Here is a 12328-nt window from a genome sequence, read left to right on the forward strand (position 1 = left end):
TCGGCCGGCCAGTTTGAGGAAATCGAGGAGGACGCGCCGTGTACCAATTTCTTGAACAGACCGTCGACGGCTACATGACGCGCAACGTCAAGACGGTGCAGCGCGGCCTCGACTTGTTCCAGCTCAGCGAGATGTTCGAGACCGACGATTTCAATTCCTATCCGGTCGAAGACGACGGGCAGGTGGTCGGCATCGTCACCAAGTTCGACATCCTGAAGTGCTTCGCCTTCACGCCGAGCCAGATGTTGCCGCGCTACGACGACCTGATGAGCCGCAAGATCGGCGACGTGATGACGCCCGAGTTCATCTACGTCAGCCCCGACACGCGGCTGACACGCGTGCTCCAGATCATGGTGGAGCATCGCATCAGGAGCATCATCGTGCTCGACGGCACACAGAAGCTGGTCGGCATCATCGCGCGCGAGGACGTCATCGCGGCGCTCAAGGCGACGGCGCGGGAGTGAGGACTGGATCCTTTGGTTCCAATCCGTGATTTCACGGATGTGTCTGCGTGCGATGGCCCTGCGCGCGGGGAAGGAAGGCACCTCAGCTGGCGGCACATCGGCTCACATTAACAGAAATCCATCCAGCTTGATTTCAATCAATTCGCCGCGAGGGTGGATGTGGTTTATGGCAGCGTGTTCTTTCAGAGAGAATCCGCATGAGCCAGCCCTCCATCTCAAAATCCATGACCATCGGTGAAAGCGGCTTGGCTGTCGTATTCGCAGTCACCGCTTTCCTCTGCGTGATCGCCTCGGCCAAGGCGCTCGATGCGCCCTTCGCGTTCCACGCCGCGCTCAGCGCGGCGGCCAGCCTCGCTGCGGTGTTCTTCATCGTCAACCGCTACTTCGAGCGGCCGGCGGCGCTGCCGGCCCAGGAGATCAACGGCCGCCCGAACTACAGCATGGGGCCGATCAAGTTCTCGGCCTTCATGGCGATGTTCTGGGGCATTGCCGGATTCCTCGTCGGCCTCATCATCGCCTCGCAGCTGGCCTGGCCCGCGCTGAACTTCGATCTGCCCTGGATCAGCTTCGGCCGCCTGCGTCCGCTGCACACCTCCGCCGTGATCTTCGCCTTCGGCGGCAACGTGTTGATCGCGACCTCGTTCTACGTGGTGCAGAAGTCCTGCCGCGCGCGCCTTGCCGGCGACCTCGCGCCGTGGTTCGTCGTGCTCGGCTACAACTTCTTCATCCTGATCGCCGGCACCGGCTATCTGCTCGGCGTCACCCAGTCAAAGGAATATGCCGAGCCGGAATGGTACGCCGATCTGTGGCTGACCATCGTCTGGGTCGTCTATCTGCTTGTCTTCCTTGCCACCATCTTCAAGCGCAAGGAGCCGCACATCTTCGTCGCGAACTGGTTCTATCTCGCTTTCATCGTGACGATCGCGGTGCTGCATCTCGGCAACAACCCGGCGCTGCCCGTTTCGGTGTTCGGCTCGAAGTCCTACGTCGCCTGGGGCGGCATCCAGGACGCCATGTTCCAGTGGTGGTACGGCCACAACGCGGTCGGCTTCTTCCTGACCGCCGGCTTCCTCGCCATCATGTACTACTTCATTCCGAAGCGCGCCGAGCGGCCGATCTATTCCTACCGGTTGTCGATCATCCACTTCTGGGCGCTGATCTTCCTCTACATCTGGGCCGGTCCCCACCATCTGCACTACACGGCGCTGCCGGACTGGACGCAGACGCTCGGCATGACCTTCTCGATCATGCTGTGGATGCCCTCCTGGGGCGGCATGATCAACGGCCTGATGACGCTGTCGGGGGCCTGGGACAAGCTGCGCACCGATCCCGTGCTGCGCATGCTCGTCGTCTCCGTCGCCTTCTACGGCATGTCGACCTTCGAAGGCCCGATGATGTCGATCAAGGTGGTCAACTCGCTCAGCCACTACACCGACTGGACCATCGGCCACGTGCATTCCGGCGCGCTCGGCTGGGTCGGCTTCGTCTCCTTCGGCGCGCTGTACTGCTTGGCGCCGTGGGCCTGGAATCGCAAGGGCCTCTACAGCCTCAAGCTCGTCAACTGGCACTTCTGGGTCGCCACGCTCGGCATCGTTCTCTACATCTCGGCGATGTGGGTCTCCGGCATCCTGCAAGGCCTGATGTGGCGCGCCTACACCTCGCTCGGCTTCCTCGAATATTCCTTCATCGAGACCGTCGAGGCCATGCATCCCTTCTACATCATCCGCGCCGCAGGCGGCGGCCTGTTCCTGATCGGCTCGCTGATCATGGCCTACAATCTCTGGATGACGGTTCGCGTCGGCGAGCAGGAAGTCCAGATGCCCGTCGCCCTTCAGCCGGCGGAGTGAGGAGCTCAAGCAATGTCGTTCTGGACACGTCACCAAATCTTCGAAAAGAACTCGATCATCCTGATTGTCGGCATCCTGCTGGTGGTCGCGGTCGGTGGTCTCGTCGAGATCACCCCGCTGTTCTACCTCAAGAGTACGATCGAGAAGGTCGATGGGGTCAGGCCCTACACGCCGCTCGAGCTGGCGGGGCGCAACGTCTATGTCCGCGAGGGCTGCTATCTCTGCCACTCGCAGATGGTTCGCCCCCTGCGCGACGAGGTCGAGCGCTACGGCCACTTCTCGCTCGCGGCCGAGAGCATGTACGATCACCCGTTCCAGTGGGGCTCCAAGCGCACCGGCCCGGACCTCGCCCGCGTCGGCGCCAAATATTCCGACGAATGGCACGTCACCCATCTGGCCAACCCGCGCGCGATCGTGCCGCAGTCCGTGATGCCCGGCTATCCGTTCCTCGGCAAGGCCGAGATCGACCCGGATGCGATCGCCGGCGACATGCGCGCGCTCAGGACCGTAGGGGTGCCCTATAGCGACGAGCAACTCGCCAATGCCGCCGCCGACCTGAAGGCCCAGGCCGATCCGGACAATGCCGGCACCGACGCATTCACCAAGCGCTACGCCAAGGCCGTTGTGCGCAATTTCGACGGCAAGACCGGCACGCCGACCGAGATGGACGCGCTGGTTGCGTACCTGCAGATGCTGGGCACGCTGGTCGACTTCAAGATCTACAACGAGAAAGCCAATCTTCGCTGAGAAGGCATGAACGATGAAAGCCATCCTGACCGTCCATAATCTTGCGTCCGACCTCGTGACCACGATCTGGACACCGGTGTTCGTCGCGATCTTTCTCGCGATCATCGCCTACGCATTTTGGCCCCGTAACAAGGCTGCGTTCGACAAGGCAGCGCACCTGCCCTTGCGGGAGGAGTGAGAAACCATGACCGATCATTCTAGCGACATCGATTCCGTCTCCGGCAAGTCCACGACCGGACACGAGTGGGACGGCATCAAGGAGCTCAACACGCCGCTGCCGCGGTGGTGGGTGATCAGCTTTTATCTCACCATCCTCTGGTCGATCGGCTACTGGATCGTCTATCCGGCCTGGCCGCTGATCCAAAGCAACACCACCGGCCTGTTCGGCTATTCCTCGCGCGCCGACGTCGCGGTCGAGCTCGCCAACCTCGAGAAGATCCGGGGTGACAAGATGGCGGCGCTGGGCACGGCCTCGCTCACCGACATCCAGAAGGATCCGGCTCTGCTCGCGCTTGCGCGCGCCAAGGGCAAGACGGTGTTCGGCGACAATTGCGCGCCGTGCCACGGCACGGGTGCGACGGGGTCCAAGGGCTATCCCAACCTGAACGACGACGAATGGCTGTGGGGCGGCTCGCTCGACCAGATCATGCAGACTATCCAGTTCGGCGTGCGGTCGGGCCATGCCAAGACCCATGAGGGGCAGATGCTCGCCTTCGGCAAGGATGGCGTGTTGAAGTCGGACGAGATCGTCACCGCCGCCAATTACGTGCGGTCGCTGTCGGGCCTTTCGACCCGCAACGGCTATGACGCCGCCAAGGGCCAGAAGATCTTCGCGGAGAATTGCGCCGCCTGCCATGGCGACGCCGGCAAGGGCAACCAGGAGATGGGCGCACCTGATCTGACCGACAAGATCTGGCTCTACGGTTCCGAGGAGGCGAGCTTGGTCGAGACCATCGCCCAAGGCCGCGCCGGCGTGATGCCGGCCTGGGAAGGCCGGCTCGATCCCGCCACCATCAAGGCGATGGCGGTCTACGTCCACTCGCTGGGCGGCGGAAAATAGCAGAATAGGCACCAAACGGGGGGCAACAAAAGCGCCCCCGTTTGCGCTGGATCAACTGACGCGGCGATGTCGGGTCTAGGTTTAATCGCACCTCTTGAAAAGATTTGGCGATGAACAAGACCGTGAACCCGAAAGACCTCACATCGGACGATGATTACGGGCCACTCTACGCGGCCCGCAAGAAGGTCTATCCCCAGAGCGTCTCCGGTACTTTCCGCCGCATCAAATGGGGCCTGATGGCATTCTGCCTCGGCGTCTATTATCTCCTGCCCTTCGTACGTTGGAATCGCGGTCTCGGCGCGCCGAGCCAGGCGGTGCTGATCGATCTTCCCAACAGCCGCTTCTATTTCTTCTTCATCGAGCTGTGGCCGCAGGAGGTCTATTACTTCACCGGTCTGTTGATCGTCGCCGCGGTGGCGCTGTTCCTGATGAACTCCATCGGCGGCCGGATCTGGTGCGGCTATCTCTGTCCGCAGACGGTGTGGACCGACCTGTTCTACGCCGTCGAGCGTCTGATCGAGGGCGACCGGCGCGAACGGATGAAGAAGGACAAATCGTCCGATCCGATGAAGCTGGAGCGCATCTCCGAGATCGTGCTCAAGCACTCGATCTGGCTCATGATCGCCTGGTGGACCGGCGGCGCCTGGGTGCTCTACTTCAACGACGCGCCGACCCTGGTGAAGGAACTCATCACCTTCCAGGCGCCGATGATCGCCTATATCTGGATCGGGATCCTCACCGCGACGACCTATCTGCTCGCCGGCTTCATGCGCGAGCAGGTCTGCACCTATATGTGCCCGTGGCCACGCATCCAGGCCGCGCTCACTGACGAATGGGCGCTCAACGTCACCTATCGCTACGACCGCGGCGAGAAGCGCACCTCGGTGAAGAAGGCCGCCGAGCTGCGCGCGCTCGGCCAGCAGGTCGGCGATTGCGTCGACTGCTACCAGTGCGTCGCGGTCTGCCCGACCGGCATCGACATCCGCAACGGACCGCAGATGGAATGCATCCAGTGCGGGCTCTGCATCGACGCGTGCGACAACGTGATGACGAAGATCGGTCGGCCGAAGCGGCTGATCGGCTACGACAACGACATCAACATCCACCGCCGCCAGGAAGGCAAGGCGCCGATCTATCGGATCGTGCGGCCTCGCACCGTCGTCTATAGTGCGATCATCGCGGCCATCGGCGGCTTCATGGTCTACACGCTGGCGACCCGCAGCCTGCTCGACGTCAACGTGCTGCACGACCGCAATCCGGTCGCGGTCAAGCTCAGCGACGGCTCGATCCGCAACGCCTATACGGTCCGGCTCCTGAACAAGAGCGGCTACGACCGCGCCATCGCCATCGACGTCGAGGGGCCCGTGAACCCAACGATGCACGTCGTCGGCGTCGATTCGGTCACGCCGGACCGTCCGATCATTGTGATCCCGCGCGATGCGACCAGCGAGCTGCGGCTGCTGGTCACCGCGCCGGCCGAAAACAATCCGGAGAAGTCGATTCCGGTCCGCTTCCACGTCATGGACATCGGGCTCGGCGTCGCCGCGAGCGCCACCGACAATTTCGTCGCGCCGTAAATCCAGGAGACCGTCATGTCATCCAAGCCGCTGACCGGAACCAAAGTCTTCCTGATGCTGGTCGCCTTTTTCGGTCTCGTGATCGGCGTCAACGCGACCATGATGAAGCTCGCGATCGCGACGCTGCCCGGCACCGACGTCGACAGCCCCTATGCCGCGGGCCTCGTCTACGATCGCGAGATCTCGGCGGCGCAGGACCAGGCGGCGCGGAAGTGGAAGGTCAACGCCCATGTCGAGCGCCGCAACGACGGCGGCGCTTCGGTCCAGGTCGAAGCCCGCGATGCTGGCGGCCAGCCGATCTCCGGGCTGAAGTTCGGTGGCCGGCTGGAGCGGCCGACCGACAAGCGCTCCGACCTCGCCGTCGAGCTCAGCGAATCCGGCATCGGCCTCTATCGCGGCAATGCGGCGTCCGTCGCGCCGGGCCAATGGGATCTGGTGATCGAGGGCGAGGCGCGGGGGACGCGCGTGTTCATGTCGCGCAACCGCGTGATCCTGAACTGAAGGATTCCGTCATGCAGGTCACGCGCGATTTCTCTCACTATGTCCGCGATGCGGGCGAGGGCCTCCGGCACATCGATCTCGCCGTCGAGGGCGTCCACTGCGCCGGCTGCATGGCCAAGATCGAGCGCGGGCTCTCGGCCATCCCCGACGTCACGCTGGCCCGCGTCAACCTCACCGACCGCCGCGTTGCGCTGGAATGGAAGGCGGGCACGCTCGACCCCGGCCGCTTCATCGACCGCCTCGAGGAACTCGGCTACAAGGCCTATCCGTTCGAGACCGAGAGCGCGGAGGTGGCCGAGGTCGCCGAATCCCGCTTCCTGCTGCGCTGCCTCGGCGTTGCGGCCTTCGCCACCATGAACGTGATGATGCTGTCGATCCCGGTATGGTCGGGCAACGCCTCGGACATGCTGCCGGAGCAGCGCGATTTCTTCCACTGGCTGTCGGCGCTGATCGCGCTGCCGGCGGCAGCCTATGCCGGCCAGCCGTTCTTCCACTCGGCCTGGCGCGCGCTGTCGGCCAAGACCACCAACATGGACGTGCCGATCTCGATCGGCGTGATCCTGGCGCTCGGCATGTCCGTGGTCGAGACCATCCACCACGCCGAGCATGCCTATTTCGATGCGGCGATCATGCTGCTGACCTTCCTCCTGGTCGGGCGCTTCCTCGACCAGAACATGCGGCGGCGGACCCGCGCGGTCGCCGGCAATCTCGCCGCGCTGAAGGCGGAGACGGCGGCGAAGTTCATCGGGCGCGACGAGATCTCGCAGGTGCCGGTTGCGGCGATCCATCCCGGCGACATCGTGCTGCTCCGGCCGGGCGAGCGCTGCGCGGTCGACGGCACCGTGATCGAAGGGCGTTCCGAGATCGACCAGAGCCTGATTACCGGCGAGACGCTCTACGTCACGGCCGAGCAGGGTACGCCGGTCTATGCGGGATCGATGAACATCTCCGGCAGCTTGCGGGTGCGGGTCTCGGCCGCCTCCGAGGCGACGCTGCTCGCCGAGATCACGCGGTTGCTCGACAACGCGCTCCAGGCGCGTTCGCGCTACATGCGCCTCGCCGATAGGGCGTCGCGGCTCTATGCGCCGGTGGTGCATGCGACCGCGCTCCTGACAATTCTCGGCTGGGTCATCGCCGGTGCGAGCTGGCACGATGCGATCGTGACCGGCGTCGCCGTGCTGATCATCACCTGTCCCTGCGCGCTCGGGCTCGCAATCCCGACGGTGCAGACGGTGGCTTCGGGTGCGATGTTTAGGGCGGGTGTGCTGCTCAATGCGGGCGATGCGATCGAGCGGCTGGCCGAAGCCGATCATGTCATCTTCGACAAGACCGGCACGCTGACGCTGCCCGAGCTCGAAGTCATGAATGCCGCCGACATCCCCGCCGAAATCTTCGAGCTCGCCGGCCGGCTCGCACTCTCGAGCCATCATCCGGTCGCGGCTGCGGTTGCGCAGGCAGCCGGTGCGAAATCTCCGATCCTGAGTGCGGTGGAGGAGGCCGGGCAGGGCGTCCGTGCCACCGTCGACGGCGTTGAGATTCGCCTTGGTCGCCCCTCTTTCTGCGACGCAGAGGCGCTGATCGGCGGCCTCATGGTCGATCCCGAAGCCTCCATCGTCGCGTTCAGCAAGGGGAGCGAAAGGTTCGTCCTCACGGTTCGCCAGGGTCTGCGCCCCGATGCGCAGGTTGTTATCGCAGCGCTGAAGGAGCGCAACATCGGCATCGAAATCTTGTCCGGCGATCGAGAGCCTGCAGTGACGGCGGCGGCACATGCGCTCGGCATTCCCGAATGGCGCGCCGGCGTCACCCCAGCCGACAAGATTGAGCGGATTGAAGAATTGAAACGGAGCGGCGCGAAAGTGCTGATGGTCGGCGACGGCGTGAACGATGCGCCCTCGCTCGCGGCAGCCCATGTCTCGATGTCGCCGATCTCGGCCGCGCATCTCAGCCAGGCCACCGCCGATCTCGTCTTCCTCGGCCGGCCGCTGGCGCCGGTGGTTGCCGCCATCGACGCTTCGCGCAAGGCGCTGCATTTGATGCGGCAGAACCTCTGGCTTGCGGTCGGCTACAATGTGCTCGCGGTGCCGGTTGCGATCAGCGGCGTCGTGACGCCCCTGATCGCCGCTGCCGCCATGAGCGGATCGTCGATCCTGGTGATGCTGAACTCGCTGCGCGCCCGCAGCGCCTCGCGGGAGATCGTGTAATGGAGATCCTGGTCATCCTGGTCCCGCTGGCCTTGATGCTCGGAGGTGCCGGGCTCGTGGCTTTCCTGTGGTCGCTCAGAAGCGGCCAGTACGACGATCTCGACGGCGCCGCCTGGCGCGCCATCGCCGATGACGAGCCGCCGCAGGAAGCGCCGGCCAAGCGCTAGCGTTTCAGGGCGGATGTAAGCAGGGCTGCGGCCGCGAGCGCCGCGCCCACGCCGAATATGCACGCCTGCCATCCGAAAGCGTCGAACAGGCGCCCGAGCACGGCGGTGCCGACCAGTCCGCCGCAGAAGTAACACGCAAGATAGCTCCCGCTGGCGATGCCGCGATTGTCGGCTGCGGCCTGTCCGACGAAACTCGTCGCGGCGGCCTGTGCGAAGAATGTGCCGACCCCGACCAGGACCATGCCGGCGAGCACTTCGCCCAGACGCGGCGACAGCATCAAGGGCAGGCCGAGTCCGGCGACAGCGAGCGCGCTCCAGATCGTGGGCCTTGTTCCCAGCCGTACAGTCACCTTGCCGGCGAGAAGCGTCGTGACGATAGAGGGCAGGAACACGAAATAGACGAGGCCGAGATCCATCATGCCGAGCGACAGCGGCGGCCGCACCAGCACGAAATTGACGTAGGTGAAGGTGCCGATGAAGGCGAACAGGATGCAGAAGCCGATGCCGAACGCGGCGCGCAGCTGCGGATTGCGCCAGTGCGCGATGGTGGCGGCAAGCGGCGACGCCGCCGGCATCGTCGCATGCATCGGCCGCACGCGTCGAATCGTGAAATAGACCAGCGCCGCGCCGGCCAGATTGAGCGCTGCGAACAGATAGAAATTCCAGGCGAGGCCGAACCCGTCGGCAATTGCGGCCGAGATCAGCCGGCCGACGAGGTTGCTCGCGACATTGCCGGTGATATAGGCGGCAAACGCGCCGCCGGCGTCCATGGCGCTGCATTGCTCGCCGAGATAGGCGAGGGTGAGCGCGAAGGCGGACGCCATGCACAGGCCCTGCGCGACCCGTAGGGCGGTAAAGACGGCAAGATTGGGCGCGACGGCAAGCAGGCTGGTGGGGACCGCAAGCAGGACGAGGCTCAGCAGGATGCCGGTTCGCCGTTCGATACGCGGACTCAAGAAACCGACCACGAGGCTGGCTGCGGCCATGCCGAAGGTGCTGGCATTGACGGCAAAACCCATTGCCGCGGGTGTGACGCCGTAGTGCCGTGTCAGCGAGGGCAGGATCGCCTGCGTGGCGAACAGATCGACGACGGTCAGGAAGGCGGTGAGGCCAATCACGAGCGAGCGAAGCGCGAGGCCAGGGGATTGCGCATCCATCGTGATCGCGGTCGGTTTGATCGACGCGGAAAGATCGGTCATGGCGTGCATTCCCTTCTGTCATTCCGGGCTGGTGCGCGATCACCAGACCCGGACTCTCGAGATTCCGGGTTCGCTTCGCGCCCCGGAATGACGGACATCAAAGGCCGTCACATATGATTATCGTTAGGATCCCTACGGACGTCGCCGACATAGAGAATGACGGTCTCCTTGCCGAGGTTCTTCCACCAGTGCGAGGTGCCGTGGACTTCGGGGCGGATGTCGCCGGCCTTGTGCACGATCGGGTCGACGCAGTTGGAGGCGTATTCGACGATCTCGCCCTGCTGCACGAAGATCAGGGCAGGACGGTCGTCATGGCTGTGCCAGGGCACGATGCCGCCGGGTGCGATGGTCAGCTTGCGGAAGCGCAGCTCGCGGCCCTCGATACGGGCGGGCTGCTTGCCGAGATCGATCGTGCCGAGCGTCACGTCGGTGACGCCGACCGGCTTGTAGTCGACCATCGGCTGCGCATTCGGCTTGGTCTTGCCGGCCGGACATTCGCCGGCGAGGACCGGCGTCGCAAACGTCAGGGCGCCGAGAACGGCGACGCCTGTCCACACCGCCCGCGGAAATGTGAGATGCCTGGACATGGAAGGTCTCCTCTGCTGGCCGCGACCCCTGATGGTCGCGGGTGTGGCAGGAGCTTCGTCGAGACGCTCTTCATCTTGAAATGCCGGCTTGCTTTCGATGCGATAGCCCGACGCTATGCCGATAGGCGGCAGCTATCGAACCGATTGGGCATCGGCATTTCCGCTTTCGCAGCATCCGGCGTCCGATGCCAGCACGCCCGATTGCGGTCGCCCCTTGCGGGCGGGCAAACCGGGAAACTAATATTCGCCCGCAAGGAAGCCGGAGCAGGAAGATGACGTCTCTCTCGCCAGCCGATGCCGAACAGCTCAGGCTCGCGTTCCAGCGCTGCCGCGACATGGACAGCACGCTGAACGAACAGCTTCGCGCCTATGCCGATGCCAGCCGCGAGGTCTTTCCGGCCTATGGCGAGGCGGTCGATCGCCTGGTCGCGCGATTGAGCGACAACGGCGGCGGCGAGACCGCGCCGCGGCCGGGCGATCCGATGCCGCCGTTCATGCTGCCCGACGAGGGTGTGCGTCTCGTGTCGCTGCCCTCGCTGCTGGAGGGCGGCCCCGTCGCGGTGATGTTCTTCCGCGGCCATTGGTGTCCCTATTGCCGGCTCAATGTCCGCGCCGTGGTCCAGGCGCTGGACCGCATCAAGGCGATGGGGGCGCAGGTCGTCGCGATCGTGCCGGAGACGCAGGAATATACCGGACAGCTCAAGGCTGAATCCGGTGCGCCGTTTCCGATCCTGACGGATCTCGACAACGGCTATGCGCTGTCGCTCAACCTCGCGATCTGGCTCGGCGCCGAGATTCAGCAATTGCTGTCCTATCAGGACATGGCGAAATTCCACGGCAATGACGGCTGGATGCTGCCGATCCCGGCGGTGTTCGTGGTCGGACGCGACGGCATTGTGAAAGCCCGCTTCGTCGATCCGGATTTCCGCAAGCGCATGGAGATCGACGATTTGATCGAAGCGCTGGAGCGCGCGAGCCGGGAGAATTGATCGGCGGCGCTACCCCGCGATCTCGCGCCAGTCGGCGCCGCGCAGCATGCGCATCACCGCGTTGCCCACGGCGGTGCGTTGCCGGCCGGCGACCCCATAGAGATTGACGGTGCGGCGGGCGTCCAGCCCCGTGACCGCGGCGCGGGTCAACCGCTCCGGCACTGGCGAGGTGTGCGGCACCATGGCGATGCCCATCTCGGCCTCGACCAGCTCGATCAAGTCGCGCTCGTTCGAGACCTCATGACCCTGTTCGATGTCGATGCCGTGCTCGCGCAGGCTCGCGGAGATGCGACGCGCGTGCTCGCAGAAGGTTCGGCTCAGCAGCAGCTCCGATCGCAGATCGTCCATCTCGACCGAGCTGCGTCCGGCCAGCCGGTGCCCGTCGCCGACGACGAGCTCTAAGCTCTCGGTGAACAGCGGCCAGACATCCAGCCGGTCCCAAGCCTCGTCGATCTCGGCTGCGATGCCGAGCTCGGCTTCGCCCTTCTTCAGGAAGTCCCCGACCTCCCGGCTCGAGCCGCGCAGGAAGCGGAATTCGAGCCGGTTGAACTGCCGCTTGATCTCGTTGAGATGCGGAATCAGCAAAGCGAGGTCGATCGAATGCGTCAGCGCGATGCGGAGCGCACCGATCTCTCCGCTCCGAAACGAGGAGGCCAGCGAGCGCGCGCCAACGGCCGCGTCATAGCACTGCTTCAGGAGCGGATGCATGCGCTGGCCGAGCTCGGTCAATTGCGCGGCGGGCCGCTCGCGGCGGAACAAATCGCCGCCAAGCTCGGCCTCGAGCTGCTTGATTGCGCGCGTCAGCGACGGCTGCGTGACGTTGCACTCCTCGGCCGCGCGCGTGAAGTTCAAGAGCTGCGCCACCGCGAGGAAATAGCGGACTTGGTGCATTTCCATGGATCGGCCCCCAGCGAAAATCGACCGGAAATCTAGCCGATCAGGGCGGGAAATGACATCCCGCCTGCGATAGCGCGGATGTATGGACTCGG

Annotated in this window: 13 protein-coding genes; 10 read left to right on the forward strand and 3 right to left on the reverse strand. The window is 64.6% G+C overall.

The window, feature by feature from the left end; genetic code table 11:
- The first annotated feature begins 38 nt into the window (after window positions 1–38).
- The 9 genes from ACVWYQ_RS35920 (at window position 39) to ccoS (ending at window position 8564) form a co-directional block, all read left to right on the forward strand.
- A complete protein-coding gene (locus ACVWYQ_RS35920; protein WP_271545560.1) occupies window positions 39–464 on the forward strand; it encodes a CBS domain-containing protein in 426 nt (141 codons plus the stop codon).
- Between the two features lie 197 nt (window positions 465–661).
- Window positions 662–2311, forward strand: a complete 1650-nt coding sequence (ccoN, locus tag ACVWYQ_RS35925) for a cytochrome-c oxidase, cbb3-type subunit I (RefSeq protein ID WP_456727039.1) — start codon at window positions 662–664, stop codon at window positions 2309–2311.
- A 12-nt stretch (window positions 2312–2323) separates the two neighbouring features.
- Window positions 2324–3058 carry a cytochrome-c oxidase, cbb3-type subunit II gene (gene ccoO / locus ACVWYQ_RS35930; protein WP_271545556.1) on the forward strand — a complete coding sequence of 245 codons (735 nt, stop codon included), beginning with the start codon at window positions 2324–2326 and terminating at the stop codon, window positions 3056–3058.
- 13 nt (window positions 3059–3071) lie between these two features.
- Window positions 3072–3236, forward strand: coding sequence for a cbb3-type cytochrome oxidase subunit 3 (locus tag ACVWYQ_RS35935; protein WP_025034779.1), 165 nt, complete (start codon window positions 3072–3074; stop codon window positions 3234–3236).
- Between the two features lie 6 nt (window positions 3237–3242).
- Entirely contained in the window at window positions 3243–4118 is an 876-nt protein-coding gene (gene ccoP, locus ACVWYQ_RS35940; RefSeq protein WP_271545553.1) for a cytochrome-c oxidase, cbb3-type subunit III, read from the forward strand.
- 110 nt (window positions 4119–4228) lie between these two features.
- Complete coding sequence (gene ccoG / locus ACVWYQ_RS35945; RefSeq protein ID WP_404652778.1) at window positions 4229–5695, forward strand: cytochrome c oxidase accessory protein CcoG; 1467 nt, start codon at window positions 4229–4231, stop codon at window positions 5693–5695.
- Between the two features lie 15 nt (window positions 5696–5710).
- Complete coding sequence (locus ACVWYQ_RS35950; protein WP_271545549.1) at window positions 5711–6196, forward strand: FixH family protein; 486 nt, start codon at window positions 5711–5713, stop codon at window positions 6194–6196.
- Window positions 6197–6207: 11 nt separating this feature from the next.
- On the forward strand, window positions 6208–8397 hold the full coding sequence (locus ACVWYQ_RS35955) for a cation-translocating P-type ATPase (protein ID WP_456727040.1): 2190 nt from the start codon (window positions 6208–6210) through the stop codon (window positions 8395–8397).
- Window positions 8397–8564, forward strand: coding sequence for a cbb3-type cytochrome oxidase assembly protein CcoS (gene ccoS, locus ACVWYQ_RS35960; protein WP_008550618.1), 168 nt, complete (start codon window positions 8397–8399; stop codon window positions 8562–8564). Before ACVWYQ_RS35955 ends, ccoS begins: the two co-directional genes overlap by 1 nt.
- Here ccoS and ACVWYQ_RS35965 read toward each other — a convergent pair.
- Window positions 8561–9763 carry an MFS transporter gene (locus ACVWYQ_RS35965; RefSeq protein ID WP_271545545.1) on the reverse strand — a complete coding sequence of 401 codons (1203 nt, stop codon included), beginning with the start codon at window positions 9761–9763 and terminating at the stop codon, window positions 8561–8563. The two genes, ccoS and ACVWYQ_RS35965, sit on opposite strands and share 4 nt — an antisense overlap.
- Before the next feature lie 107 nt (window positions 9764–9870).
- Entirely contained in the window at window positions 9871–10350 is a 480-nt protein-coding gene (locus ACVWYQ_RS35970; protein WP_404652770.1) for a cupin domain-containing protein, read from the reverse strand.
- A gap of 272 nt (window positions 10351–10622) precedes the next feature.
- Between ACVWYQ_RS35970 and ACVWYQ_RS35975 the strand changes: the two genes are divergently transcribed.
- The gene (locus tag ACVWYQ_RS35975) at window positions 10623–11339 is read left to right on the forward strand and encodes a peroxiredoxin-like family protein (RefSeq protein WP_404652768.1); all 717 of its coding nucleotides are present in this window, start codon (window positions 10623–10625) and stop codon (window positions 11337–11339) included.
- Between the two features lie 9 nt (window positions 11340–11348).
- Here ACVWYQ_RS35975 and ACVWYQ_RS35980 read toward each other — a convergent pair whose 3' ends face one another.
- Window positions 11349–12236 (reverse strand): LysR family transcriptional regulator, encoded by an 888-nt coding sequence (locus ACVWYQ_RS35980; protein WP_456727041.1) that lies wholly within the window; start codon window positions 12234–12236, stop codon window positions 11349–11351.
- Window positions 12237–12328: the final 92 nt, after the last annotated feature.

Source organism: Bradyrhizobium sp. USDA 3397 (assembly GCF_054060965.1).

Bases quoted from the DNA above. Each gene is read 5' to 3' on its own strand.
- ccoN (WP_456727039.1), top strand. From the start codon at position 662: ATGAGCCAGCCCTCCATCTCAAAATCCATGACCATCGGTGAAAGCGGC.
- ccoO (WP_271545556.1), top strand. From the start codon at position 2,324: ATGTCGTTCTGGACACGTCACCAAATCTTCGAAAAGAACTCGATCATC.
- ACVWYQ_RS35935 (WP_025034779.1), top strand. From the start codon at position 3,072: ATGAAAGCCATCCTGACCGTCCATAATCTTGCGTCCGACCTCGTGACC.
- ccoP (WP_271545553.1), top strand. From the start codon at position 3,243: ATGACCGATCATTCTAGCGACATCGATTCCGTCTCCGGCAAGTCCACG.
- ccoG (WP_404652778.1), top strand. From the start codon at position 4,229: ATGAACAAGACCGTGAACCCGAAAGACCTCACATCGGACGATGATTAC.
- ACVWYQ_RS35950 (WP_271545549.1), top strand. From the start codon at position 5,711: ATGTCATCCAAGCCGCTGACCGGAACCAAAGTCTTCCTGATGCTGGTC.
- ACVWYQ_RS35955 (WP_456727040.1), top strand. From the start codon at position 6,208: ATGCAGGTCACGCGCGATTTCTCTCACTATGTCCGCGATGCGGGCGAG.
- ccoS (WP_008550618.1), top strand. From the start codon at position 8,397: ATGGAGATCCTGGTCATCCTGGTCCCGCTGGCCTTGATGCTCGGAGGT.
- ACVWYQ_RS35965 (WP_271545545.1), bottom strand. From the start codon at position 9,763: ATGACCGATCTTTCCGCGTCGATCAAACCGACCGCGATCACGATGGAT.
- ACVWYQ_RS35970 (WP_404652770.1), bottom strand. From the start codon at position 10,350: ATGTCCAGGCATCTCACATTTCCGCGGGCGGTGTGGACAGGCGTCGCC.
- ACVWYQ_RS35975 (WP_404652768.1), top strand. From the start codon at position 10,623: ATGACGTCTCTCTCGCCAGCCGATGCCGAACAGCTCAGGCTCGCGTTC.
- ACVWYQ_RS35980 (WP_456727041.1), bottom strand. From the start codon at position 12,236: ATGGAAATGCACCAAGTCCGCTATTTCCTCGCGGTGGCGCAGCTCTTG.